The sequence below is a fragment of the Glycomyces artemisiae genome (assembly GCF_003002955.1).
Taxonomy (GTDB): Bacteria; Actinomycetota; Actinomycetes; order Mycobacteriales; family Micromonosporaceae; genus Glycomyces; species Glycomyces artemisiae.
Map to the genome: position 1 here is coordinate 572,223 of NZ_PVTJ01000003.1, position 23,487 is coordinate 595,709.

At 70.6% G+C, this 23,487-nt stretch carries 19 protein-coding genes and 1 pseudogene; 13 read left to right on the top strand and 7 right to left on the bottom strand.

Going from position 1 to position 23,487, the window contains the following annotated elements; all coding sequences use genetic code 11:
- Positions 1-24 precede the first annotated feature (24 nt).
- Positions 25-2,256, top strand: coding sequence for an ATP-binding cassette domain-containing protein (locus tag B0I28_RS11335; RefSeq protein WP_106363912.1), 2,232 nt, complete (start codon positions 25-27; stop codon positions 2,254-2,256).
- 184 nt (positions 2,257-2,440) lie between these two features.
- On the top strand, positions 2,441-3,292 hold the full coding sequence (locus B0I28_RS11340; protein ID WP_106363913.1) for a Vgb family protein: 852 nt from the start codon (positions 2,441-2,443) through the stop codon (positions 3,290-3,292).
- Between the two features lie 97 nt (positions 3,293-3,389).
- Here B0I28_RS11340 and B0I28_RS11345 read toward each other — a convergent pair whose 3' ends face one another.
- Together B0I28_RS11345 and B0I28_RS11350 are read right to left on the bottom strand one after the other, a co-directional pair.
- Positions 3,390-5,429: a non-reducing end alpha-L-arabinofuranosidase family hydrolase gene (locus B0I28_RS11345; protein ID WP_106363914.1), complete on the bottom strand. Its 2,040-nt coding sequence runs from the start codon at positions 5,427-5,429 to the stop codon at positions 3,390-3,392.
- A gap of 88 nt (positions 5,430-5,517) precedes the next feature.
- The gene (locus B0I28_RS11350) at positions 5,518-6,432 is read right to left on the bottom strand and encodes an alpha/beta hydrolase family protein (protein ID WP_106363915.1); all 915 of its coding nucleotides are present in this window, start codon (positions 6,430-6,432) and stop codon (positions 5,518-5,520) included.
- 411 nt (positions 6,433-6,843) lie between these two features.
- Between B0I28_RS11350 and B0I28_RS11355 the strand changes: the two genes are divergently transcribed.
- Complete coding sequence (locus B0I28_RS11355; protein ID WP_245888941.1) at positions 6,844-7,413, top strand: helix-turn-helix domain-containing protein; 570 nt, start codon at positions 6,844-6,846, stop codon at positions 7,411-7,413.
- 90 nt (positions 7,414-7,503) lie between these two features.
- Positions 7,504-8,550, top strand: coding sequence for an alpha/beta fold hydrolase (locus tag B0I28_RS11360; RefSeq protein ID WP_106363916.1), 1,047 nt, complete (start codon positions 7,504-7,506; stop codon positions 8,548-8,550).
- A gap of 104 nt (positions 8,551-8,654) precedes the next feature.
- Here the strand turns inward: B0I28_RS11360 and B0I28_RS11365 are convergent, their stop codons facing one another.
- The gene (locus B0I28_RS11365) at positions 8,655-9,581 is read right to left on the bottom strand and encodes a helix-turn-helix transcriptional regulator (protein ID WP_106363917.1); all 927 of its coding nucleotides are present in this window, start codon (positions 9,579-9,581) and stop codon (positions 8,655-8,657) included.
- A 159-nt stretch (positions 9,582-9,740) separates the two neighbouring features.
- On the opposite strand from B0I28_RS11365, the gene B0I28_RS11370 reads away from it, so the two are divergent.
- The 3 genes from B0I28_RS11370 to B0I28_RS11380 all read left to right on the top strand — a co-directional run bounded on the left by B0I28_RS11370 (position 9,741) and on the right by B0I28_RS11380 (position 12,175).
- Positions 9,741-10,574 (top strand): oxidoreductase, encoded by an 834-nt coding sequence (locus B0I28_RS11370; RefSeq protein ID WP_106363918.1) that lies wholly within the window; start codon positions 9,741-9,743, stop codon positions 10,572-10,574.
- Between the two features lie 59 nt (positions 10,575-10,633).
- The gene (locus B0I28_RS11375) at positions 10,634-11,428 is read left to right on the top strand and encodes an SDR family NAD(P)-dependent oxidoreductase (protein WP_106363919.1); all 795 of its coding nucleotides are present in this window, start codon (positions 10,634-10,636) and stop codon (positions 11,426-11,428) included.
- A gap of 96 nt (positions 11,429-11,524) precedes the next feature.
- On the top strand, positions 11,525-12,175 hold the full coding sequence (locus B0I28_RS11380; protein ID WP_181245751.1) for a TetR/AcrR family transcriptional regulator: 651 nt from the start codon (positions 11,525-11,527) through the stop codon (positions 12,173-12,175).
- Here the strand turns inward: B0I28_RS11380 and B0I28_RS11385 are convergent.
- The 4 genes from B0I28_RS11385 to B0I28_RS11400 all read right to left on the bottom strand — a co-directional run bounded on the left by B0I28_RS11385 (position 12,168) and on the right by B0I28_RS11400 (position 16,442).
- Positions 12,168-12,992, bottom strand: coding sequence for a carbohydrate ABC transporter permease (locus tag B0I28_RS11385; protein WP_146148048.1), 825 nt, complete (start codon positions 12,990-12,992; stop codon positions 12,168-12,170). The genes B0I28_RS11380 and B0I28_RS11385 overlap by 8 nt on opposite strands.
- The gene (locus tag B0I28_RS11390) at positions 12,980-13,891 is read right to left on the bottom strand and encodes a carbohydrate ABC transporter permease (protein ID WP_106363922.1); all 912 of its coding nucleotides are present in this window, start codon (positions 13,889-13,891) and stop codon (positions 12,980-12,982) included. The genes B0I28_RS11385 and B0I28_RS11390 overlap by 13 nt, the downstream gene beginning before the upstream one ends.
- Complete coding sequence (locus tag B0I28_RS11395; RefSeq protein WP_181245752.1) at positions 13,888-15,183, bottom strand: ABC transporter substrate-binding protein; 1,296 nt, start codon at positions 15,181-15,183, stop codon at positions 13,888-13,890. The genes B0I28_RS11390 and B0I28_RS11395 overlap by 4 nt, the downstream gene beginning before the upstream one ends.
- A 233-nt stretch (positions 15,184-15,416) precedes the next feature.
- Positions 15,417-16,442, bottom strand: coding sequence for a LacI family DNA-binding transcriptional regulator (locus B0I28_RS11400; protein WP_106363924.1), 1,026 nt, complete (start codon positions 16,440-16,442; stop codon positions 15,417-15,419).
- 177 nt (positions 16,443-16,619) lie between these two features.
- On the opposite strand from B0I28_RS11400, the gene uxaC reads away from it, so the two are divergent.
- From uxaC to B0I28_RS11430, 6 genes and pseudogenes are all read left to right on the top strand, one after another.
- Positions 16,620-18,014 (top strand): glucuronate isomerase, encoded by a 1,395-nt coding sequence (uxaC, locus tag B0I28_RS11405; RefSeq protein ID WP_219926704.1) that lies wholly within the window; start codon positions 16,620-16,622, stop codon positions 18,012-18,014.
- Positions 18,011-19,309: a mannitol dehydrogenase family protein gene (locus B0I28_RS11410; protein ID WP_219926705.1), complete on the top strand. Its 1,299-nt coding sequence runs from the start codon at positions 18,011-18,013 to the stop codon at positions 19,307-19,309. Before uxaC ends, B0I28_RS11410 begins: the two co-directional genes overlap by 4 nt.
- Positions 19,306-20,517: a glycoside hydrolase family 1 protein gene (locus B0I28_RS11415; protein ID WP_106363926.1), complete on the top strand. Its 1,212-nt coding sequence runs from the start codon at positions 19,306-19,308 to the stop codon at positions 20,515-20,517. Before B0I28_RS11410 ends, B0I28_RS11415 begins: the two co-directional genes overlap by 4 nt.
- A gap of 9 nt (positions 20,518-20,526) precedes the next feature.
- Complete coding sequence (locus B0I28_RS11420; RefSeq protein ID WP_106363927.1) at positions 20,527-21,351, top strand: SDR family NAD(P)-dependent oxidoreductase; 825 nt, start codon at positions 20,527-20,529, stop codon at positions 21,349-21,351.
- Positions 21,352-21,367: 16 nt separating this feature from the next.
- Positions 21,368-23,158, top strand: a complete 1,791-nt coding sequence (gene uidA, locus B0I28_RS11425; RefSeq protein WP_106363928.1) for a beta-glucuronidase — start codon at positions 21,368-21,370, stop codon at positions 23,156-23,158.
- Between the two features lie 9 nt (positions 23,159-23,167).
- Positions 23,168-23,487 (top strand): annotated as a pseudogene (locus tag B0I28_RS11430) (bifunctional D-altronate/D-mannonate dehydratase); the annotation flags it as partial.

Here is a 23,487-nt window from a genome sequence, read left to right on the forward strand (position 1 = left end):
GCATCCGCGTCTAGCGTCGACGGGATGAACGAGCGAATGATCCGCATCCGCAGCGCCCGGTCCAACAACCTCAAGTCCCTCGACGTGGACCTGCCGCGCGGGAAGATGATCGTGTTCGCGGGCGTGTCCGGCTCCGGGAAGTCGTCCCTGGTGTTCGACACGATCGCCGCCGAGGCGGGCCACCAGGTCACCGAGACGTACCCGCCGTTCCTGCGGAACCGGATGCCGAAATGGACCCGGCCCGACGCCGACGAGATCTCGGGGCTCTCGCCTGTGGTGGTGATCGACCAGCGCCGCCTGGGCGGGAACGCCAGGTCGACCGTCGGGACGATCACCGACACCTGGACCTACCTGCGGCTGCTGTACTCCCGGGTCGGCGAGCCGCTGATCGGCGAGTCGACCCGGTTCTCCTTCAACGACCCGGCCGGCATGTGCCCGACCTGCTCGGGCCTCGGCGAGACGGTGGCGGTCGACGTCGCGTCGTTCCTCGACCCCGACCGGACGCTGCGCAGCGGCGCGATCCTCCTGCCCGGCATCGTGGACGGCGGCTACTGGCACGCCAAGTACGTCGATGCGGGGGCGTTCCCGGTCGACACGCCGCTGCGCGACTGGACCGAGGGCGAGCGGCTCGCACTGCTGTACGGCGGCGAGCACGCCGCGAGGCTCGAAACCAGGCCCCCGGCCGACTTCGAGGGCCTGGTCGAGTGGTTCGAGCGGATCTACCTGCGCACTGCCGACCACCTTTCGGAGCGCAAGCAGGAGACCATCGACCGGTTCACGCGATCCGGGACGTGCCCCGAGTGCGCGGGCGAGCGGCTGAACGCCGAAGCCCGGGCCGTCGAGGTTCACGGCCGCACCATCGGCGAGCTGGCGTCCATGGAAGTCTCGGAACTGCCCGACTTCCTCACGGGGATAACGGAGGCCGCGGTGGCGCCGGTCGTCTCGGCACTGATGGAGCGGCTGCGCGCGATGGACGGCATCGGCCTCGGCTACCTGCACCTGGGCCGCGCCACGACGAGTCTGTCCGGAGGCGAGTCCCAGCGGGTGAAGACCGTGAAGCACTTGGGCAGCAGCCTGATCGAAATGCTCTACATCTTCGACGAGCCCACGGTCGGACTGCACCCGCAGGACGTGGAGGCGATGACCGGGATCTTGGCCCGGTTGCGGGACAAGGGGAACACGGTGCTCGTCGTCGAGCACGACCCGGCCGTCATGGCGGTCGCGGACCAGATCGTCGAGATCGGACCCGACGCGGGAGCCGAGGGCGGGCGCGTGGTCTTCCAGGGGACGTTCGCCCAGCTGCGGGAGGCCCGCACGCCCACGGCGCTCGCCCTCGCCGATCGCGCGCCGGCCGCCACCGCGCCGCGCGAGGCCGCCGACGTGATCACGGTCAAGCACGCGGAGCGGAACAACCTGCAGGACTTGACGGTCGACTTCCCGATCGGGGTGCTGACCGTGCTCTCCGGCGTCGCCGGATCCGGCAAGTCGAGCCTGGCGGCCGAACTGGTCGACCAGCACGGCGCGATCGTCGTGGACCAGCGCCCCGTCGGCGCCAACCGCCGCTCCACGCCGATCACCTACACCGGGATCGCCGCGCCGGTCCGCCGCCTGTTCGCGAAGGCGAGCGGCCTGCCCGCCAAGTACTTCAGCGCCAACTCCGAAGGCGCGTGCCCCGAATGCAAGGGTCTCGGGATCGTCTACACCGACCTCGCGTTCCTGGAGGGGCAGGAGACCGTGTGCGCGAGGTGCGGCGGGCGCCGTTTCACCGACGAGGTCCTGCACCACCGGGTCGAGGGGCTCACGATCGCCGACATCGACGATCTGACCATCGCGGACGCGCTCGAACGCTTCGAGGACCGGACGATCCGCAAGGCGCTGGGCCACCTCGACCGGGTCGGGCTCGGCTACCTGCGTCTCGGGCAGCCGCTCACGACGCTGTCGGGCGGCGAGTGCCAGCGCGTCAAGATCGCGAAGGAACTGCACGACACCGCGGAGCCGTCGCTGTACGTCTTGGACGAGCCGACGACCGGGCTGCACCTGCGCGACGTCGACACGCTCGTGAAGGTGCTGTTCCAACTGGTCGACCGCGGTCACACGGTCGTCGTCATCGAGCACAACCTCGACGTGATCCGCCGCGCCGACTGGATCGTCGACCTGGGCCCGGGAGCGGGCCGCCACGGCGGGCGAGTCCTCTACGAGGGCCCGGTATCGGGCATCCGCGGCACCGCGACCTCGCGAGCGCTCGGGCAGGGCTGAAGGAACGGCGTCCAGGCGCGCACGCGCGTGACCGCCGCCCACGTGTACTTCTCGTCGTATCAGGTGATGTAATCATTGGCCGTTCCCGCTCCGGCCGCGTCGTACGGCATCTCGTAAGGCGAGGAGTGGCAAGTCAGTTCGCCGAGCCGGCGATGCACCGATTGGTAGCGGAAGGTGTTATCTCATGAGGACGATCGCAGTTGCCAAGGGCGCATATGGAATCGGTTTCGGCGCGGACGGGACGACCTGGTTCACCGTGGCCGAGTGTGATCGCGTCGGGCGCATCGGCGCGGAGGGGGAGCCCGTGTACACCGAGCTGGCGGCCGGGGCGCAGCCGACCGTGCTCGCCGTCGCGCCCGACGGCGCGGCATGGTTCACCGAGTACAAGGCCGACCGCATCGGCCGCATCGGCGTCGACGGCGAGCTGAGCGAGGTGCGGCTCGCCTCAGGTGCGGGGCCGTACGGGATCGCCGTCGACCGCTCGGGCGCGGTGTGGTTCACCGAGTCCGCCGGCGACCACATCGGACGTATCGGGCCGGACGGGGAGCTCACGCGGTTCGCGATCCCGCACACCGGTGGCTTCCCCTCGGCGATCGCGGCCGCACCGGGCGGGGACCTGTGGTTCACGCTCAACGCGGCGGCCTCGGTCGGGCGCGTCGACACCGACGGCGCCGTCACGGTGATCCCGCTTGCACTGCAAGGGGCCGCGCCGGTCGGTATCGCGGTGGGCGTCGGCAGCGTGTGGTTCGCCGACATCATGGGCGACCGCATCGGCCGCATCGACGAGGACGGCACCGTCACCGCCTTCGCGCTGGGCGAGGGCGCCAAGCCGCACGCCGTGGTCGCCGACGATGCAGGGGGCTGCTGGTTCACCGAATGGGGCGGCAACCGGATCGGGCACGTGACCGCCGAGGGCAAGATCACCGGCCACGATCTCCCGGTCGAGAACAGCGAACCCCACGGCATCGCGATCGCCCCGGACGGAGCAGTGTGGTCCGCGCTGGAGATCGGTGAGCTCATCAGCATCGAGCGATAGCTCGTGGTGCGCGGCCCGCAGCCGGGCACGCGAAGTGCGACGCCCGGGCCCCGGACCGTTTCACGGTCCGGGGCCCGGGCGTCGGCTCATCGGCGCCTCAACACGCCGGGTTGGTGTTGGTGAGGAGTCCGAGGCAGTAGGGCAGCTGGGAGTACTCCATGCCGTTCGAGGCCGGGTCCCTGCCCTGGTAGAGGTATTGCATGTCGCACGGGTCGATCTGCATGGTCTGGTCGGGGTTCGTCCGGACCATCTCGCCGTGGCTGATGTCGTTCGTCCAGGCTCCCCCGGGGAACGACACGTTGGCCGCTCCCGCGAACGGGTCGGACTCGCTGTCGGCCAAGGGGGTCCACTCGTCGCCGAGCGCGTCGAGGCTGTCGGCAGTCCAGGACCGGAAGTAGCGGTCGCCGCTCGCGCCGATGGCCTCGATGATGAGCAGGTACTGGTCGGTGTCGCCGACCTTGTAGAGGTTGAGCGCCTCGAACAGGCCGTTGTCGCCCGGCGATGCCATCAGCACCTGGGTGTCGCCGAAGCCGCCCGGGAACTCGTCGACCGTGGTCTGCATGCGGAAGAAGGTGTTGTTCGAATTGCTGAAGAACATGTAGCAGTTCGCCTCGTCGCAGGTGACCCAGTAGTCGACGACGTAGCTGGAGCCCTCGTCCACGATCGGGTCATGGGCGCTGATGAAGTTCTGCGCCGCCGAAGCCGACTCGGGCGCTCCCGGGCCGTCGAGGGTCGAGAACGAGGGCAGCCCGGTCTGGTAGATCAGGTACCACTGGTCGTCGGGCTCGAAGTAGAACACCTGCGGCGCGGCCCGGTAGCCGCCGCCGACGGCCGTCGTGGTGAGGTGGAGCTGCTCGGCGTCCCCCGCTTCGGACCAGTCCGAGAAGCCGCCGAAGTAGGTCAGCGACCAACCGCCGCCGGTGTCGGCGGTCGTCGCGTAGACGTGGTATTGACCGTCCACGTTGACCACCGACGGGTCCTTGATCGAGACCAGCTGCCGGTCGGGGGCGGTCTGCTGCTGGTCGACCAGTTCGCCCGTCGACTCCCACTCGAAGGTCTCCGGCAGCGCCTGGTCCTGCTCGGGCTCACCGGTCGGCTCATCGCTCGGGGCGGCCGAGTTCAGGACTTCGAGGACGGCGTCGTACGCCTCCTTCTTCTGGTAGGCGTCGTCGAACAGCAGCGGCGTGTCGTCGCCGCGCCACGAGTACTTGTCGGTGATGCCCCAGGTCGTGATGCCGTTGCAGCGATCGACCGCCACGCAGGCCTCGGTCACGGTCCGGTACACGTCGGCCTGGGCCGAGCCCGATCCGCCGACGTCCAGCTCGGTGATCTCGACGTCGACGCCGAGCGCTGCGAAGCGTTCGAGGTTGGCCTGGTAGGTGCTCAGGTTCGAGTCGGTGCTGAGGTGGGACTGGAAGCCGACGCAGTCGATCGGCACGCCTCGGGCGAGGAAGTCCTCGACCATCGCGTAGATCCCGTCGCTCTTGGCGTTGATGCCGTCGGTGTTGTAGTCGTTGTAGCAGAGCCTCGCGTCGGGGTCGGCGGCGTCGGCGGCGCGGAACGCCTCCTCGATCCAGCCGTCGCCGAGCTGCTGCTGGAGGTTCGACTGGCGGCGGCTGCCGTCCTCTTCGAACGCTTCGTTGACCACGTCCCAGGACGAGATCCGGCCCTGGTAGTGGCCCGCGACGCCCGCGATGTGGTCGGTCATGGCCTGGCGCAGGTCGTCTCCGGTCAGGCCCTGGACCCAGCCGGGTTGCTGGGCGTGCCACACGAGGGTGTGGCCGCGCACTTCCATCCCGTTCGCTTCAGCGTGGGCGACCAGCGTGTCGCCGCCGCTGAAGTTGAACTGGCCGCGGTTCGGCTCGGTCGCGTCCCACTTCATGGCGTTCTCGGCCACGATGCTGTTGAACTCGGCGTTCAGCGTGTCCGCGTACTGGGTCTCGCCCAGGAAGTTCGGGGCGATGGCCGCGCCGAAGTAGCGGCCGCTCTGGGCCGCCGCCCCGCCGAGTGTGTCGGCGGCCTGCGCGGTGTTGGCGAAGATCAGCGCGCCGGCCCCGGTGAGGCCGACCGCCAGTGTCACCGCCAGCGCGGTGCGGGCGCCGCGGCGTGTCCTCCGTCGGGGAGGAATGGGTTTCATCGGTACTCCTTCTGCTGGTTGGCTTCCCGAGCGCGCCCATACCGGGTGGGTGGGCTCGGTGCGGCGGATTCGCCGCCGGTCCTGCGGGTCAGTCGAGTTCGGCTTCCCAGACGATGCCGCCGCCGGAGGCGTCGTCCGCGAGCCGGTCGCGGGCGGCGGTGTCGCCGTAGAGGCTCCATCGCATCCAGTCCAGGCTGGTGGCGACGGTCTGGTCGTAGGTCGCGCCGTTCCAGATGTACTCGTCGTGGCCCTGGCCGGTGTGCGTCATGAACGCCTTCGGGGTGGGGAGCTCGCCGTATGCCTGGCGCGCCAGGTCGTAGTCGCAGACCGGGTCCTGGTCGCCGTGGACGAACAGGACCTTGGCGGCGACCGCGCCGGTCGGGTCGCCCATGTCCACGGTGGCGTACGGGATCGCGGCGGTGACCCGCTCGTCGGGCCAGGCGGTGAGGATTCCGTGGGTGGTCATGCCGCCCAGGGAGTGTCCGGCGGCTCCGACGCCGTTGGCGGTGTCCATGTGGCCGGCGAACATGTCGTCGCCCTCGTTCAGGGCCAGGGTGCGGGTGATGACCTCGGCGACGTCGAGCGACTGGTTGCCGTTGTAGACGTCGCCGACGTTCCCCTCGGTGCCGGAGGAGGTGGTGGGGAAGACCGGTGCCGGGACGATGAATCCGGCCTCGGCCAGCGGGCGGATCATGACGCCGTAGCTCTCCGGATTGCCGCCCAGCCCGTGGCTCCATTCGACCACCGGGAAGGCGCCGTCGGCTATCGGGGCGTCGCGCACGGGATCGCCGCCGGGCGAGCCGGTCGTCGGGTAGAAGATGCGGGTGACGAGGCTGCGGTCGCCTCGGCTCCAGGCGAACTCGCGCACGCCGAGGGCGAACGGCTCGGTCGGCGCGGTGGCGGTCGGAGCCGGTTCGGCCAGTGCGGAGGGAAGGACGGAGCCGCCTGCGACGGCGGCTCCCAGCGCCCCCAACCCCAGCACTCCGCGTCTTGTGATTGACATCGATGACTCCTTCGCCGATCGTGGGGAGCCGCCGGTCGCCCGGCGGTGCTCTCCGGACCGTGCGATCGAGTGCGGAGAGGTGCCGACCGGTACCGGGAAGGACGACGGCTCACTGCTGGCACGGCCACGGAGCTGATCTTGTCCGAAACTTTCGGTGACATCACCGAAACTTACAACGCCTCGAACTATAGAGATCCTTCGATATCATGTCAAGTCTCCCGATACGGACAAATGCCGTGGCGTCCGCGACCATGCGGACCCGCGCCGATTCCGGATCGCGCGCCCGTGCGCCGTCGAGCCTCGACCTTGATGAGGACGGCACCTCATCGTGCAGAACTGCTAGCGTTCTTGCAGAACTGCAAACTGATGCCAGCAGCCGGCTCATTGCGGAGCACTGCGGAGGGAGCCGTGATGGACGACGAACAGGTCCTCGACGCCGTCGGGGCCCGCCTCCGCGGCTTCCGCCGAACGCTGGGGTTGAGCCTGGCCGAACTGGCCGACCGCAGCGGCATCTCCGCGAGCACGATCTCGCGGCTCGAACGCGGCCTGGTCCGCCCCGGACTGGAGCAGCTCCTCCCACTCGCGCGGGTCTACGGCCTTCCGCTTGACGAACTCGTCGCCGCCCCCCGTGTCGGCGACCCCCGCGTCCATCTCAAGGCGATCCGCAGGCACGGCTTGACGTACATCCCGCTCGGCGTCCACGGGGGCGCCCTCCAAGCATTCAAGGTGATCTACCCACCGGCATCGAACGCCCGAGCCCCCCGATACAACACCCATCCGGGACGCGAGTGGTTCTACGTTCTCGACGGCTCGGTCAACCTCGCCCTGGCCGACAGCCGCACCGTGCTCAAAGCCGGCGAAGCCGCCGAGTTCGACACCATGACACCCCACTGGATCGCCAACGCCCGCGACGACCGGCCCGCCGAGACCATCGCCATCTACGGCCCGCAAGGCGAACGGATCCACCTGACCGGTCCATGACTCGGCCGCGGCACGGCGGTGCGCCGGGCAGGATTTGCAGTTCTGCAAGGAACCTGGCCGATATGGGCGCCTCCCGGCGAAGGTGGGGGCATGACGACGAAGCGAATCACCCGGCGCCACGCGCTTTCGGCCGCCGCCGGGCTGGGAGCGGGGACCCTGCTCGGCATCCCCCTGGGCACGACGTTCACGACCACGGAGGAACCTTCCGGCGAAGCAGACGGCGCGACAGGCCGATACGACGACGCGACCCGCGACGACCACGAGTTCAACCGCTTGTTCGAGCACCGGTTCGACGAGGTGCAAGGCGTGTCCATGCACTCGGTCACCGGCGGGGAGGGACCGGGGATGGTGCTGCTGCACGGCTGGCCGCAGAGCTGGTACGCCTGGCGCGACGTCCTCCCCGCGCTCGCACGGCACCACACGGTCTACGCGGTCGACCTGCCCGGACTCGGCGACAGCACGGGGACGCCCACCGGCTTCGACAAGAGGACGCTCGCGGCATACGTCCACGCCCTGGTGCAGGATCATCTGCGACTCGACCGCATCGCGCTGGTCGCCCACGACCTCGGCGCGGGAGTCGGATTCCAGTACGCCGCCCAGTACCCCCAGTCCGTGGACCGGTACGTGCACATGGACTACCCGCTGCCCAGCACCGAGCACCTGCCCGCTGATCAGTACCGCACGTTCTCCTGGCACATGGCGTTCAACAGCCAGCCGTCCATTCCGGAGCAGATCGTCGACGACCCCGAAGACGTCCGCGACTACCTCACCGAGTTCTACACCCAGGTCGCCCATGGAGGATCAGCCTTCGGCGGCGACCGGACGACACCGCCGTTCAGCGCGGCGCGAATCGACGAGTACCACCGCACCTACTCCCGCCCGGAGGTCCTCAGCAACGGCTTCGAACTCTACCGCTCGCTGGGCCGAGATCAGATCGACAACTCCGCCGCCGAACCCGTCTCGGTGCCGACGATGCTGCTCACGGCCGAAGGGTCCCTCAGCAACACCGAGCCGACCGTGGCTCCATTGCTCAACGAGCTTCGCAGCGCAGTCGAGATTCCAAAAGCCGGGCACTGGCTCGCAGAGGAGAACGCCGAGGCCGTAGCCCAAGAGGTGCTTGCCTTCACAACCGAATGAGGTCGCGGTCCTGGATGGTTCCACAAGAGCCGATTGTCGCCCGGTAACTCCGCTACAGCACCGGACGCATACGAAACCACCGGGAACATCATCGATCGCGATCGTCACTCCGCGCCCTGCGGTCCCCGAGGTTCTGTGGAGTTGGGTCGCAGGTGGTGCTGCGGAGTGAGGGTCCCGGCTTCGGAGTCGCGGATGGTGGTGGCTCGCCAGCTTGCGAGCATGCGCAGAGCGGCGTCGGAGTCGGGGTCGGCGGCGGTGTAGACGAAGACGGTCTGGGTCTGGTCTTCCTGGAGGGTGAACGCCTCCCATTCGATGGTGAGGGCGCCGACGACGGGATGCTGGAAGCGCTTGGTGCCCGAGGTGCGGCCCTGGGGTGCGGGGCGGGCCCACCAGGTGCGGAATTCGGTGCTGGTGGTGGCGAGTTCGCGTACGAGCGCGGCGATCTGCTGGTCGCGGGGTCTGGCGGAGGCTTCGAGCTGGAGCACGCCGACGAGCTCGGCTGCGATCTGGGCCCAGTCGATGTAGAGGTCGCGGGCGGCGGGGTCGGTGAAGATCCAGCGGAGCAGGTTGCGGTCGTCGGGTGCTCGGGCGGGGAAGTCGGCGAGGAGGGCCCAGGCGAGGTCATTGCCGTCGAGGACTTCCATGCGGGGGCCGAGGACGAACGCGGGCTGGTTGTCGAAGGTGCGGATCATCTTGCGGATGCCGGGGCGAACGGCGGGCAGGCCCGGGTCGCCCGCGCCGGGGCCGGTGGCGGGGCGGGCGAGATTGTACAGGTAGTCGCGTTCGGCCTCGTCGAGCCGCAGGGTCCGGGCGATCGCGCCGAGCACTTGCTCCGAGGGCGTCACGGGCCGTCCCTGCTCAAGGCGCACGTACCAGTCGAGGCTGACTCCGGCAAGGAACGCGACCTCCTCGCGGCGCAGCCCGGGGACGCGCCTGGTCCCGGTGGCTTCGATGCCGGCCGTCTCCGGGGAGACTTCGGCGCGTTTGCGGGTCAGGAAGGCGCTGAGCAGTTCGTTTCTCCTGGCGGCCATCCCCCGATTGTCCTCCGAACGCGCAGCGGGATCCACGATCCCGGGTAGGACGCCCGGTCCTAGGGTGTTTCGACCTCTTCCGGGCCTCTGACCTGGGCGGTAGCGTCGGCGCGGTCCGACCGGGACCCCGGTCGGCTACTGCGAGAGAAAGGCACCACCGTGCTCACCTGGTTCATCACCGGCGCTTCGAGGGGATTCGGACGCGCCGTCGCGCTGGAGGCGCTGCGCCGCGGCGACCGGGTCGTGGCGACCGCCCGCGACACCGACGACCTCGACGACATCGTCCGGGCGGGCGGGGACCGCGTCCTGGCCGCGGCGCTCGACGTGACCGACCCCGCGCAGGTGGCCGCGGCGACCGGTGCGGCGCTGGAGCGGTTCGGGGCGGTGGACGTGCTGTTCAACAACGCCGGGATCGGCTACTTCGCCGCAGTCGAGGAGAGCGACGAGGCCGAGGTCCGCCGGATGGTGGAGATCAACGTCTTCGGCCTGGCGGCGGTCACCAACGCGCTCCTTCCGGCGATGCGCGAGCGCCGTTCGGGCACCGTCCTGAACGTGTCCTCGGTCGGCGGCGTGCGGTCCTTCCCTGCCGTGGGCTGGTACAACGCCACCAAGTTCGCCGTCGAGGGGCTCTCGGAGGCGCTCGACCAGGAGGTGGCGCCGCTCGGCATCCGCGTGGTCCTGGTCGAGCCCAGCGGGTTCGCGACGGACTGGGCCGGGTCCTCCGCTGCCGAGGTCGCGCCCGAGCGCGAGATCGCCGACTACGACCAGACGGCCGGGGCCCAGCGGCGATCCTTCCGCGACACCGCAGGCAAGGAGGCCGGGGACCCCGAGCTCGCAGCGGTCGCCATTGTGGACGTCGCATACGACGAGCACCCGCCAAAGCGCCTGCCGCTGGGGAACTTCGCCTACGACGGCCTGCTGGAAAAGCTCGACGCCGTCCGCGCCGACGTGGCGCCGCGCGAAGCCGTCAGCCGCGGCGCCGACCGAGCCTGACACCAATCCGGGAGCGGCGGCGCTCGCCGCTCCCCACGACCGAACACCGGGAGACCGCCATGAACCCCGCAGCCGACAACAGACCGCTCGCCCTCGTCACCGGCGCCTCCGCGGGCATCGGGCTCGAAATCGCCCGCGAACTCGCCCGCCGCGGCTTCGACCTGGTCGTCACCGGCCGCTCCGACCGCACCGACACGGCCGCAGCGGAACTGCGAGCCCTCGGCGCCACGACGTATCCCGTCCGCGCCGACCTCGCCTCCTACGACGGCGTCGAGGACCTCTGGGCGCGGACCCGGGCGCTGGGCCGCCCGCTGGAGGTCGCGGTCGTCAACGCGGGCATCGGGATTGGCGGTGTCTTCGCCGACGTCGACCTGGCCGACGACCTCGCGCTCATCGACCTCAACGTCAAGTCCGTGGTGCACCTCGCCAAGCGCGTGGTGGCCGACATGATCCCGCGCGGGCGCGGCCGCATCCTCATGACCTCCTCGGTCTCGGCGACCCAGCCGACCCCGTACGAGACCACCTACGGGCCCTCGCGGGCGTTCGTCTACATGTTCGCCGAGTCCTTGCGCGCCGAACTCCTCGAACATGGCATCACCGTGACCGCGCTCCTGCCCGGCGCCACCGACTCGGACTTCCACGCCAACGCGGGCATGGGCGCCACCCGCTTCGGCGACAACTCCTGGAAGAACGACAAGCGCCTCGTCGCCCGCCAAGGCGTCGACGCGCTCCTGGCGGGGAAGGACGCCGTCGTCGGCGGCGACCGCGCCACCAAGTTCGCCGCCTTCCGCAACCGATTCCTCCCCGAGCGCGTCAAGGCCGCCCGCCACGCCCGCATGGCCCGCCCGAGCTGATCGACCACCGAGCGCTGCTTTCTGCGAGCGGGCTCGCGAGCCGTAGATTGGTTCCGCACACTCCTTGGAAGCGGCATGCGGAATGGACGGAACCGGATGGCAGGGCGACGCGGCCCGTACGGCAAGTCGCAGGTCAAGCGCGAGCTGCTGGGGAGGTCGGCGCTGCGGCTGATCCAGGAGAAGGGGCACCGGGAGGTGACCGTGGCGGAGATCGCCGCCGACGCGGGCGTCAGCGAGCCCACGGTGTTCTACCACTTCCCGAGCAAAGAAGGGCTGCTCATCGCGGCGCTCCAGCAGTTCGACGACGACCACATCCGGCCCGAGGGCGGCGAGGCCGGGGCGGTCGCGGACATGGGGCCGCGCGCGCAGGCCGGGGTGCGGCGGACGCACCACGCGCGGCTGTTCGCGGAGATGGCGGGGGCGGCGACGGACCCGGAGCATCCCGCCAACGAATACTTCCGTAACCGCCACCAGCGCTCGATCCGGGTGGTGTCCACCGACATCGCGCGGCTCCAAGGGCTGGGGATCGTGCCGGAGGGCGTGGAGCCCGCCGAGGCCGCGCGGCGGATCCTCGCGGCGTGGAGCGGGCTCCAGCTCCAGTGGCAGCACGGCCCGGAGTTCGACATCCGAGGCGCGCTCGAAGCGGTCGTGGACGCGGTGCTGGGGCTCACCCCTGAGCGACGGGCGGCGCTGGAGCGCGACTTCGCGGCCGGACCGGGGTCCGACCGCGAAGCGGAGATCACTTGATCGCGCCCGCGCCGATGCCCTGGACGATGTGCCGCTGCGCCATCAGGTAGAAGACGATCACCGGCACCACCGAGATCGCGGTGGCGGCGAGGAGGATCTGCTGCTGCGGGGTCTCCGCCGACGTGAACGCCGTCAGTCCTCGCTGGATCGGCATGAGCGCGTTGTCGTCGAAGATCACGAGCGCCATGAGGTACTCGTTCCACGCGCCCAGGCCCTGGATCACCGCGACCGCGGCGAGGCCCGGCCGCGCCAGCGGCAGGATGACGCTCGCGAAGATCCGCAGCGGGCCCGCGCCCTCGATCGCCGCGGCCTCTTCGAGTTCGCGCGGCTGGCTCACGAAGAAGCTCCGCATGATGAGCGTCGACATCGGCACGCCCGAGGTGATGAGGATGAGCACGTACCCGACCGGGCTGTTGCTCAGCCCGAGCGAGACGAGGAGCTTGTACTGGGCGAGGAACATCGCCGGGGCCGGGATGATCATGACCGCGAGGATCACGAACGTGAAGAGCCCCTTCCCGGCGAACTCCAGCCGCGCGAGCGCGTATCCCGCGAGGCTCGACGCGACGAGGATGCCGAGCACAGCCGTCCCGGTGTAGAGCACGCTGTTGCGCAGGTACACGCCGAGGTCGCCGTCCACCCAGGCGGTGACGTAGTTGCCCCATTGCGGGTCGGCCGGGAGGAACCGCTCGTTCGAGAGCAGTTCGGGGAGGGTCTGGAGGGACCCGGAAAGGATCCACGCGAGCGGGAGCAGCGCGGTCAGCGCGGCCATGGTGAGGAGGCCGTAGAGGCCGATCTTCCCCGCCTTCACGGGTGCCACCGCCTTCCGGTGAATGCGAGCTGGAGGAGCGACAGGAGCACCAGCGCGCCGCCGAAGACGACGGACATCGCGGCGGCGCTGCCGTAGCGCCAGTTGACGAACGCCTCGTTGTAGATCGCGAGCGTGGGGACCATGGTGTGGTAGCCGGGCCCGCCGTTGGTGAGGACTTGGACGGTGCCGAAGATCTGGAGCGCGGCGAGCAGGGTCAGGAGGCTGACGATGGAGGTCACCGGGGCCAGGTGCGGCCAGGTGATGGAGCGGAACCGGGCCCAGCGGCCCGCGCCGTCGAGGGAGGCGGCCTCGTACAGCTCTTTCGGCACGTCCTGGAGTCCGGCGAGGAACAGCAGGAAGCCGAAGCCCCAGTGGAACCACACGAAGACGGCGGCGACGGCCGGGAGCGCGACGTCGGGGTCGCCGAGCCAGTTCTGCTGGAGCGCACCGAGTCCGACCAGTTCCAGGGCGCGGTTGAGGACGCCGGAGCCGGGGGCGAGGATGCTGGAGAACAGGAGCCCGACCACGACGACCGAGAGGACGCCGGGGAGGTAGAACACGGTGCGGAAGAAGGTGCGGCCGCGGGTGATCGCGTTGACGGCGACGGCCATGGCGAGGGCGATGCCGTTGCCCGCGACGAAGCCGACCGCGCCGAAGACGAGGACGTTCCGCATCGAGGCCCAGAAGGTCTGGTCGCCGGCGATGAACTCGTAGTTCGCCAGGCCGACCCAGGGCGCGTCCGGGCTCACGCCGTCCCAGGACTGGAAGCTGAGCAGGATCGCCTGCACGAACGGGGTGATGGTGAACAGGGCGATGAGTGCGACGGCGGGGGCGAGGAAGGCCCAGCCGAGGAGGCTGCGGCGGAGCGCGCGTTTCGCGCTCCGCGGGCGGACGGGGAGGGTCGTCATGACGTGCGGTCTTGCGCGGCCTGGATGTTCGCGAGCGCTTCGTCCACCGTGGATTCGCCGAGGACGAGCCGCTCGGATTCGGCGACGATGGCGGTCTTGACGTCGGTGGTGAAGGTCGCGGACATGAGCTGGATCGTTTCAACGCCCGCGGCGAAGCCGGTGAGCTGCGCGGGCACGGCGTCGCTGGCGAGGATCTCGGGGTTCGCGGGGAGGATGCGGGCGTCGGTGGCGAACGCGGTCTGCTGCTCGGGTGCGGTGAGCCACTTGACGAACGCGAGGGCGTTGTCGGCGGCGGCGCTCTTGGGGTTGATGACGGCGCCCTTGCCGGGGACGCCGGGCGAGCGGGGCGGCTGCGCGCCGTCGTCGGCGGCGAGGATGCCGATGGAGAAGTAGTCCTCGAACTCGGGGTTGGTCTTGAATCCCACGGAGACGCCGGGCGAGGCGTCGAAGATCGCGGCCGTCGACTGGGTGAAGAACGCGGTCTCGACCTCGGGGTTGTCGCCCTGGCCGCCGAGGAGCGCGCCGTTGGCGATGACGCCGGCGTCCTTGAGGTCGACGAGGAACTGGAAGGCCCCGGCCCAGGCGTCCTGCTCCCAGGGGTCCTCGCCGTTGAAGGTGGCGGCGATCTGGTCGTCGGTGAGCCAGTTGGAGGCGGCGGCCTGCACGAGCTGCGGGGTGAGGGAGGCGGCGACGGCGAAGTTCCCGCCTCCGGCGTTCACGAGCGCGTCGATGAACGCGCCCGTGGTGGCGGGGGCGTCCGCGGCGGTGAACCCGGCGAGGGCGGGGTTGATGAGGAAGCCGTAGGTCTGGGTCTCCCAGTGGACGGTGTAGATCCCGGGCGCGACGTCGAGGTTGTTGCCCTCCTCGAAGGTGGACAGCTCGATGACCGCGGGGCTGAAGTCGGTGCTCCAGCCCGCGTCGAGCTCCTCGGTGAGGTCCTTGGCCCAGCCTGCGCGGTAGAACGAGGCCATGTCGGTGGCGTTGAAGGAGGAGTAGACGTCGGGCATCTTGCCGGACTGGGCGTTGGCCTGGAGTTTCGGGAGGTAGTCGGCGGGTCCGGGCGAGTCGACGGTGATCTCGACGCCCTGCTCCTCGCTGTACTGCGCGGCGAGTGCGGTGAGCACGGCCTCCTGGCCGCGGGACTGGTTGAGGAAGGTGAGCTTGTTCGGGTCGCCGGTCTCCTCGCTCCCGCCGCATCCGGCGAGGGCGAGGGGCGCCGCGGCCATCGTGCCCGCCGCGGCCAGGACGCTGCGGCGGCGGAGGGGGTTCGTGGTGAAGGGGTTGCGGTTCATGGACATCGGTCCTCATCGTTGAAGCCAGAGGCGGTGCCGGATCCGGCAATCGGATGCCGCCTTGTTCAGTACCTGAAAATCTCGTATGACTGGAATACGGGAGGGCCTATTCTGTCAATCGATTGCCAGTTTGGCAATAGGCCGCGCCGATCAATTCTGAGTCGACTGTAATTTTCGTGGACGGAGCGTAGCACCCCCGGGCCGAGGGCTCAAGCGACGGGCCGAGGCCCTGGTCAGGAGCGAACGGCGGCGATGGACTCGCGGTCGATGAAGCGGGTCGGCAGTGCGGCGCCCGCCTCGGCGGGGGCGCCGTCGATCTCGGTGAGGAGGCGGCGGGTGGCCCGCTCCCCCAGTTCGCCGAGGGGGCTGCGGATGCTGGAGAGCGCGGGCGTGGGCAGGTCGGCGCCGAAGATGTCGTCGAAACCGACGATGCTCAGCGACTCGGGGACGGCGACGCCGCGGTCGCGGCTGGCGCGCAGCAGGCCCAGGGCGATGAGGTCGTTGTAGGCGAACACGGCCGTGACGTCGGCGGCGACGATCCGCTGGAACGCCTCGGCGCCGCCCGCGCGGGTCGGCTCGGTGGACTTGATCTCCACGATCGAGAGTCCCCAGGAGACGGCCAGGTCGAACAGGGTCTGCCAGCGGAGCGTGTTCATCCAGGACGCCTCGGGCCCGGCGAGGTAGGCGATGCGCCGGTGGCCCCGCTCGCGCAGGGCCCCGAGCGCGGCCTCGATGCCGGGGGCGACGTCGGGGACGACGGCCGGGACGCCGTCCACGAGGCGGTTGACGACCACGAGCGGCTTCACCGAGGAGAGCTCGCGGATGTCCTGGTCCCCCAGGCGGGAGCCGACCAGCAGCAGTCCGTCCACAGAGGTCTGGAGCCGTTCGGCGATCGAGCGCTCCAGGCGGGCCGACTCCTGGGAGTCGGCGAAGATGAGCGTGGAGTCGGCCTCGGAGGCGATGTGCTCGGCGCCCCTGACCAGGTCGAAGTAGACCGGGTTGGTGATGTCGGAGACGACAAGGCCGAGCGTGCCGGTCTTGCCGGTGGGCAGCGCGCGGGCCATGGGGTTGATCCGGTAGCCGAGCTCCTCGGCGGCGTCGCGGATGCGGCGCTCGGTGGTCGCGTTGAGGCGGCCGGGCTTGTTGAGCGCGCGCGAGACAGTGGACGGGCTGAAGCCCGTGTGCCTGGCGATGTCGTAGATGGTCGCCGGGGCCTTGCGTTCGCCGCGGACGGAGGCAGTTGCGTCGGACTGGTCCACGCCTCCCCTTTCACGCTTGTTGCCAGGGTTGTCAACCCGCTGGCGGAACAGTGCTTCGTGCCGGGTTCCGGCTCTCGGACGTGCCGATCATATCGGAGGATCGCCCGAGGACGGTTCCCGGGATCGCGAACTGGCAATCGGTTGACACATGTTCAGTCACGTGCTTGAATGGCGCACATGCTCCAGTCCCCACCCCGTGCGGTGCACCGCCTGCTTCCTGTCGATCCGCAGGTTCGGGCCATCGCGGCGGACCTCTACGACCGCGTTGCGCAGGAACCGGTCATCTCGCCGCACGGCCACGTCCCCGTCGAGTGGCTGGCAACCGATGTCCGGTTCCGTGACCCCGTGGACCTCATCGTCACCCACGACCACTACGTCACCCGGCAGCTCCATGCGTCCGGAGTCGACCCGGCCGGGCTCGCCGCGACCGCCGAGCACGATCCGCGGGCGGCGTGGCGCACCCTGAACGACCACTGGCACCGCTTCGCCGGGACCGCCTCGGGGTACTGGATCGAGGAGTCGCTCGCCGAAGTCCTCGGGATCGGGCTCCCGCTCGGGCCCGAGCACGCCGACGAGGTGTACGACGCCGTCGCCGAACGGCTCGCCCGCCCCGAGTTCCGGCCGCGGGCCCTGTTCCGGCGCTTCGGGATCGAGTTCCTCGCCACCACCGACGACCCGCTGGACCACCTCGCGCACCACGCCGCACTCGCGGACGCCGGACTCGGCGGCCGCGTGGCGCCCACGTTCCGCCCCGACCGGTACACCGACCCGGGCGCGGCCGGATTCGCCGGGAACGTCGAGCGGCTCCTGGCCGCCACCGGGAGCGCCGCGACCTTCGCGGGCTACCTTGCGGCCCTTGAGGAGCGCAGACACCACTTCATCGCGCACGGCGCGGTCTCCACCGACCACGGCGTGGAGGAGCCCTACACCGCCGACCTCGAACCAGGGGACGCGGAGCGGCTGTTCCAGCGCGTGCTCGCCGGGACCGCCGACGCCGCGCAGCGGCGCGAGTTCCGCGGCCACATGCTCGTCCAGATGGCACGCATGAGCGTCGAGGACGGCCTGGTCATGACCCTCCATGCGGGCGTGCTGCGCAACCACTCCACCCCGGCGTTCGAGCGGTTCGGGCCCGACGCCGGCCACGACATCCCCGTGCCCACCGACTTCGTGCGCGGCCTGCGCCCCCTCCTGGAGCGCCACGGCCTCGCCAAGGACTTCCACCTGGTGCTGTTCACCGTCGACGAGACCACCTACTCGCGCGAGATCGCGCCGCTCGCGGGCTTCTACCCGAGCGTCTACATCGGCGCGCCGTGGTGGTTCCTCGACGCCCCCGACGCGATCACCCGGTTCCGCTCCGCCGTCACCGAGACCGCCGGGTTCTACCGCGGCTCCGGGTTCGTCGACGACACCCGCGCGTTCCTGTCGATCCCGGCCCGCCACGACACGGCCCGCCGCGTCGACGCCGGGTTCCTCGCCCGGCTCGTCGCCGAAGGCCGCATCGCGCTCCCCATGGCCGAGCGGATCATCGACGACCTCGTGGGCGACCTCCCGCGGGAGGTGTTCAAGCTGTGACGACCCCCCTCGACCGCACCGCCGTCGGCGGGACCGCGCCCGACGTGCGCATGGTCCACCTCGGACTCGGCGCGTTCCACCGCTCGCACCAGGCCTGGTACACCGCGAAGGCCGGGGACGGCTGGGGCATCGCGGCCTACACCGGCCGCCGCCCCGACGCCGCGCACCTGCTCGCGGCCCAGGACGGGGTGTACACGCTCGTGGAGCGCGGCGCCGCCAGCGACCGGTGCGAGCCGATCGGCAGCATCGTCCGCGCCGTGCCCGGCGACGACGTGGAGGACTTCGCCGCCACGGTCGCCGACCCGGCCGTCGCGGTGCTGACGATGACGATCACCGAGGCGGGACACCGGCTGACCCCGCAGGGCGAACCCGACTTCGACGACCCCGAGACCGCCGCCGACCTCCGGATGCTCAGGGACGCAACCGGACTGCCGCGGACCGCGCTCGGACGCGTCCTCTACGGGCTCGACCGGCGCCGCCGGGACGGGGCCCCGCCGATCGCGGTCGTCCCGTGCGACAACCTGCCCGGCAACGGCGAGACCGTGCGCCGGGCCCTGACCGGCCTCGCCGAGGCGGCCCTGCCCGCGCTGGCGGCTGCGCTGCCGGACCTGGCCTCGTTCGTGTCGACCTCCGTCGACCGAATCACCCCCCGCACCGCGAAAGCGGACCTCGACCTCGTGCGCCGCGCGACCGGCCGCAGCGACCGCACGCCCGTCGTCGCCGAGCCGTTCAGCGACTGGGTCCTCAGCGGCGAGTTCCCCTCCGGGCGGCCCGCCTGGGAGCGCGCGGGCGCGCGATTCTCCGCCGACATCGCCCCGTGGGAGGCCCGCAAGCTCTGGCTCCTCAACGGCGCGCACTCGCTCCTCGCCGCCTCCGGCACCCTCCGCGGCCACGCCACGGTCGCCGAGGCCGTCGCGGACCCCGTGTGCCGCAACCAGGTCGAGGCTCTATGGGACGAGGCCGTGCGGCACCTCCCCGACCTGGGCCTGCAGGAGTACCGGGGCGCGCTGCTCGAACGGTTCGCGAACCCGCGCATCGAGCACCGGCTCGCCCAGATCGCCGAGGACGCCGACACCAAGCTGCGCATGCGGATCGCGCCCGTCGCCCGCCTCGAACGCGAGGCCGGGAGATCCGCGGCGGCGTGCGCGACGGCGCTCGCCGCCTGGTCCCGCGCCACCGGCGGCTGGCTCGACGACCTCGCGCCCGACCTCGCCGCCGACCCCGTCTTCCGCACCGCGTACGCGGATGCGGCCGAAACCCTCACCAGACCGACCACACAGGAGTCTCACCGATGAGCACCTTCCCGACCGGCTTCCTCTGGGGCGCTTCGACCGCGCCGCACCAGATCGAGGGCGGCAACCTGAACAGCGACTTCTGGGCCAACGAGGCGCGCATGCCCGGCATGGAGCGCAGCGGCGACGCCTGCGACTCCTACCACCGCTACCGCGAGGACATGCGGCTCCTCGCCGACCACGGGTACAACGCGTACCGGTTCGGGATCGAGTGGGCGCGCATCGAACCCGAGCCCGGCATGGTCTCCCGCGCCGAGCTGGCGCACTACCGGCGCATGATCGACACCGCCCTGGAACTCGGACTCGCGCCCGTGGTCACGCTGCACCACTTCACGAACCCGCGCTGGTTCGCCGAGGCGGGCGGCTGGCTCGCGCCGGAGGCGATCGACCGGTTCCGATCCTATGTGGAGACCGTAGTGCCGATCCTCAACGGCGTCGAGTGGGTCGTGACCATGAACGAGCCGAACATGCTCGCGATGATGACCGGCCTGGCGGTCAAGATGCAGCAGGCCGCCGAGGCGGGCGCCGAATGGCAGAGCCCCACCGTGGACGAGGGCCCGCGCCCGCCGCTGCCCGCCCCTGACGTCGAGATCGGGAAGCGCTTCGTCGAGGCCCACCACGCGGTGCGCGACCTCGTGCGCGAGCGCACCGGCGCGAAGGTCGGCTGGTCCGTGGCGAACCGGGCGTTCGAGGCCCGGCCCGGCTGCGAGGAGAAGAAGCGCGAACTTGAGTACATCTGGGAGGACCTCTATCTGGAGGCCGCCCGCGGCGACGACTTCGTGGGCGTCCAGTCGTACTCGGCGCAGTGGGTGAACGAGGACGGCATCGAGCCGTACCCGCCGCACCCCGACAACACCTTGGTGGGCACCGCGTTCCGGCCCGACGCGATCGGGATCGCCGCGCGCCACACCGCCGAGGTGACGGGCCTGCCGGTCCTGGTCACGGAGAACGGGATCGCCACGGCCGACGACGCGCGCCGGATCGCCTACACCGAAGGGGCGCTCAAAGCGCTCGGCGAGGCCGCCGCCGACGGCGTCGAGGTGCGCGGCTACCTGCACTGGAGCCTGCTCGACAACTACGAGTGGGGCCACTGGGGGCCGACGTTCGGGCTCGTCGCGGTCGACCGCGAGACGTTCGCGCGCACGCCGAAGCCGAGCCTCGCGTGGCTCGGCGGCATCGCGAAGACCAACGGCGCGAGCCTCACCGACTAAGGAGCCGACATGACCGTTTCCGTACCGGACTTCTCCGGCACCGCCGTCCGCGACCTGCTCGACCTCCACGGGCGGAGGGCCGTCGTCACCGGCGGCGCCCGCGGCCTCGGGAAGGCGATCGCGCTGCGGCTCGCCGAAGCGGGAGCCGACGTCCTCGTGGGCGACCTCGACGGAGACCTCGCGGCGGCGGCCGCGGCCGAACTCGCCGAACGCCACGGCGTCGACGCCGTCGGCGTGCAGATGGACGTGGCCGACCAGGGCAGCGTCGCCGCGGCGGCGGACCGCGCCGCCGAGACGCTCGGCGGCCTCGACGTCTGGGTCAACAACGCCGGGGTGTTCCCGAACCGGCCCGCGCTGGAGATGGGCGTCGACGAGTGGGACCGGGTGTTCGCGGTGAACGCGCGCGGCGTGTTCCTCGGCGCCACCGAGGCGGCCCGCCGCATGGACGGCGGCGGCGTCATCGTCAACGTGGTCTCCACGGCCGGGTTCAAGGGCACCGCGCCCGGACTCGCCGCGTACGTCGGCTCCAAGCACGCCGCCCGCGGGCTCACCAAGCAGCTCGCGATCGAGTTCGCGCCCAAGGGCATCCGCGTCCTGGGCGTCGCACCGAGCTTCGTGCCGACCGAGGGCAACATGGCCGCCGCCGCGGCGGCGGCCGAGGCCACCGGCGTCCCGGCCGATCCGGCGGTGATCGCCAAGCTCATGAGCACCGGCCTGCTCGGCCGGATCGGCGTCCCTGACGACATCGCCCGCGTCGTCCTGTTCTGCGCCAGCGACCTCGCCGCGATCATGACCGGCTCCACCCTGCTCGCCGACGCGGGCGACACCGCCTGACCCCTTGAGGAGAACCATGCTTTCCGTCACCACCACGTCCACACGGGACGTCACGAGCCTCGACGGCCTGTGGCGCTTCGCGATCGACTCCAGGGCCGGCGACGAGCCGTGGACCGCGCGGCTCGACACGCCGCTCGAAGCGGCCGTCCCGGCCAGCTACAACGATCTGTTCACCGACCCGGAGATCCGCGACCACGTCGGCATCACCTGGTACCAGCGGCAGGTGCGGATACCGCGCGGCTGGGTCGGGCAGCGGACCGTGCTGCGCTTCGGCTCGGTCACCCACGCCGCCAAGGTGTACGCGGACGACCGCCTCGTCGCCGAGCACACCGGCGGGTACACGCCCTTCGAGGCCGATCTCACCGGCGTCGTCGAGCCCGGCGCGGAGTTCCGGCTCACCGTCGCCGTCGACAACCGGCTCACCGCAGAGACGATCCCGCCCGGGACCGTGAGCGTCGGGCAGGACGGCCGCGAGAAGCAGTCCTACCTGCACGACTTCTACAACTACGCAGGGATCGCCCGCTCGGTGCGCCTCTACAGCACGCCGCCGCGGTTCATCGAGGACATCACCGTGACCACCGAGGTGGACGGGTCTGCGGGCCTGGTCGACTACCGGGTCGACGCGGGCGAGGGCGCGGTGCGCGTTCGGGCCGTGGACGAATCCGGCGCCGTGGTGGCCGAAGCCGAAGGCGCGCAAGGGTCCTTCCGCATCGAGGACGTCGAGCTGTGGCGCCCGGGCGCGGCCTACCTCTACGACCTGGTCGTAGAGCTGGTCGACGGTGGCGAGGTGGTCGACGCGTACACGCAGCAGTTCGGCGTGCGCACCGTCGAGGTCCGCGGGGCTCAGTTTCTCATCAACGGCGAGCCGTTCTACTTCACCGGCTTCGGGAAGCACGAGGACACGGTGGTGCGCGGCAAGGGCCACGACCAGGCGCACCTCGTGCACGACTTCCAGCTCATGCAGTGGTGCGGCGCGAACTCCTTCCGCACCGCGCACTACCCCTACGACGAGGAAGTGCTCGACTTCGCCGACCGGCACGGGATCGTCGTCATCGACGAGACCGCCGCCGTGGGCCTCAACCTCGGCGTCCAAGGCGGCCTCACCGGGATCGGCCCGCAGCCGACGTTCTCCCCCGAGACCTTCGGCGACGCCACCCGCGCCGCACACGAGCAGCACCTGCGCGAACTCGTCGCCCGCGACAAGAACCATCCGTCGGTCGTCATGTGGTGCATCGCGAACGAACCCGCCTCCAATGAGGACGGCGCCCGCGAGTACTTCGAGCCGCTCGTGAAGCTCACGCGCGAACTCGACCCGACCCGGCCGCTCACCTACGCCGCCGTCATGTTCGCGCACGCCGGGAACGACCAGATCGCCGACCTGTTCGACGTGCTCGCCATCAACCGCTACTACGGCTGGTACGTCTTCACCGGCGACCTCGCCGCCGCCGAAGACGTCCTGGAGCAGGACCTGCGCGGCTGGGCCCAGCGGTTCGGCAAGCCGGTCATGATGACCGAGTACGGCGCCGACACCCAGCCGGGCCTGCACTCGGTGTGGGACGCGCCCTGGAGCGAGGAGTACCAGTCGGACTTCCTCGCCATGAACCACCGCGTCTTCGACCGCATCCCCGAGTTCGTGGGCGAGCACGTCTGGAACTTCGCCGACTTCGCCACCGGGCCCGGCATCCACCGCGTCGACGGCAACAAGAAGGGCGTCTTCACCCGCGACCGCAAACCCAAGTCCGCCGCGTTCGCCCTGCGCCGCCGCTGGACCGGCCTCGACGGCCGCAAGCCTGGCCAGAACGATTAGGAGCCCCCTGTGATCATCGATAAGGCTGAAGTGATCGTTACGAGTCCGGATCGGAATTTCGTGACGTTGAAGCTGACCACTGACGACGGTCTCACCGGGTTGGGTGATGCGACGTTGAACGGCCGCGAGCTGGCGGTCGTGTCGTACCTGAAAGACCATGTCGTCCCGCTGCTGCTGGGGCGGGACGCGCACCGGATCGAGGACACCTGGCAGTTCCTGTACCGCTCCGCCTATTGGCGGCGCGGCCCGGTCACCATGGCCGCGATCGCCGCGGTCGACATGGCCCTGTGGGACCTCAAAGGCAAAGCCGCCGGGATGCCGGTCTACCA

Excerpts from the sequence above, each read along its gene's own strand:
- B0I28_RS11335 (WP_106363912.1), top strand. The coding sequence starts at position 25 with ATGAACGAGCGAATGATCCGCATCCGCAGCGCCCGGTCCAACAACCTC.
- B0I28_RS11340 (WP_106363913.1), top strand. The coding sequence starts at position 2,441 with ATGAGGACGATCGCAGTTGCCAAGGGCGCATATGGAATCGGTTTCGGC.
- B0I28_RS11345 (WP_106363914.1), bottom strand. The coding sequence starts at position 5,429 with ATGAAACCCATTCCTCCCCGACGGAGGACACGCCGCGGCGCCCGCACC.
- B0I28_RS11350 (WP_106363915.1), bottom strand. The coding sequence starts at position 6,432 with ATGTCAATCACAAGACGCGGAGTGCTGGGGTTGGGGGCGCTGGGAGCC.
- B0I28_RS11355 (WP_245888941.1), top strand. The coding sequence starts at position 6,844 with ATGGACGACGAACAGGTCCTCGACGCCGTCGGGGCCCGCCTCCGCGGC.
- B0I28_RS11360 (WP_106363916.1), top strand. The coding sequence starts at position 7,504 with ATGACGACGAAGCGAATCACCCGGCGCCACGCGCTTTCGGCCGCCGCC.
- B0I28_RS11365 (WP_106363917.1), bottom strand. The coding sequence starts at position 9,581 with ATGGCCGCCAGGAGAAACGAACTGCTCAGCGCCTTCCTGACCCGCAAA.
- B0I28_RS11375 (WP_106363919.1), top strand. The coding sequence starts at position 10,634 with ATGAACCCCGCAGCCGACAACAGACCGCTCGCCCTCGTCACCGGCGCC.
- B0I28_RS11380 (WP_181245751.1), top strand. The coding sequence starts at position 11,525 with ATGGCAGGGCGACGCGGCCCGTACGGCAAGTCGCAGGTCAAGCGCGAG.
- B0I28_RS11390 (WP_106363922.1), bottom strand. The coding sequence starts at position 13,891 with ATGACGACCCTCCCCGTCCGCCCGCGGAGCGCGAAACGCGCGCTCCGC.
- B0I28_RS11395 (WP_181245752.1), bottom strand. The coding sequence starts at position 15,183 with ATGAACCGCAACCCCTTCACCACGAACCCCCTCCGCCGCCGCAGCGTC.
- uxaC (WP_219926704.1), top strand. The coding sequence starts at position 16,620 with ATGCTCCAGTCCCCACCCCGTGCGGTGCACCGCCTGCTTCCTGTCGAT.
- B0I28_RS11415 (WP_106363926.1), top strand. The coding sequence starts at position 19,306 with ATGAGCACCTTCCCGACCGGCTTCCTCTGGGGCGCTTCGACCGCGCCG.
- B0I28_RS11420 (WP_106363927.1), top strand. The coding sequence starts at position 20,527 with ATGACCGTTTCCGTACCGGACTTCTCCGGCACCGCCGTCCGCGACCTG.
- uidA (WP_106363928.1), top strand. The coding sequence starts at position 21,368 with ATGCTTTCCGTCACCACCACGTCCACACGGGACGTCACGAGCCTCGAC.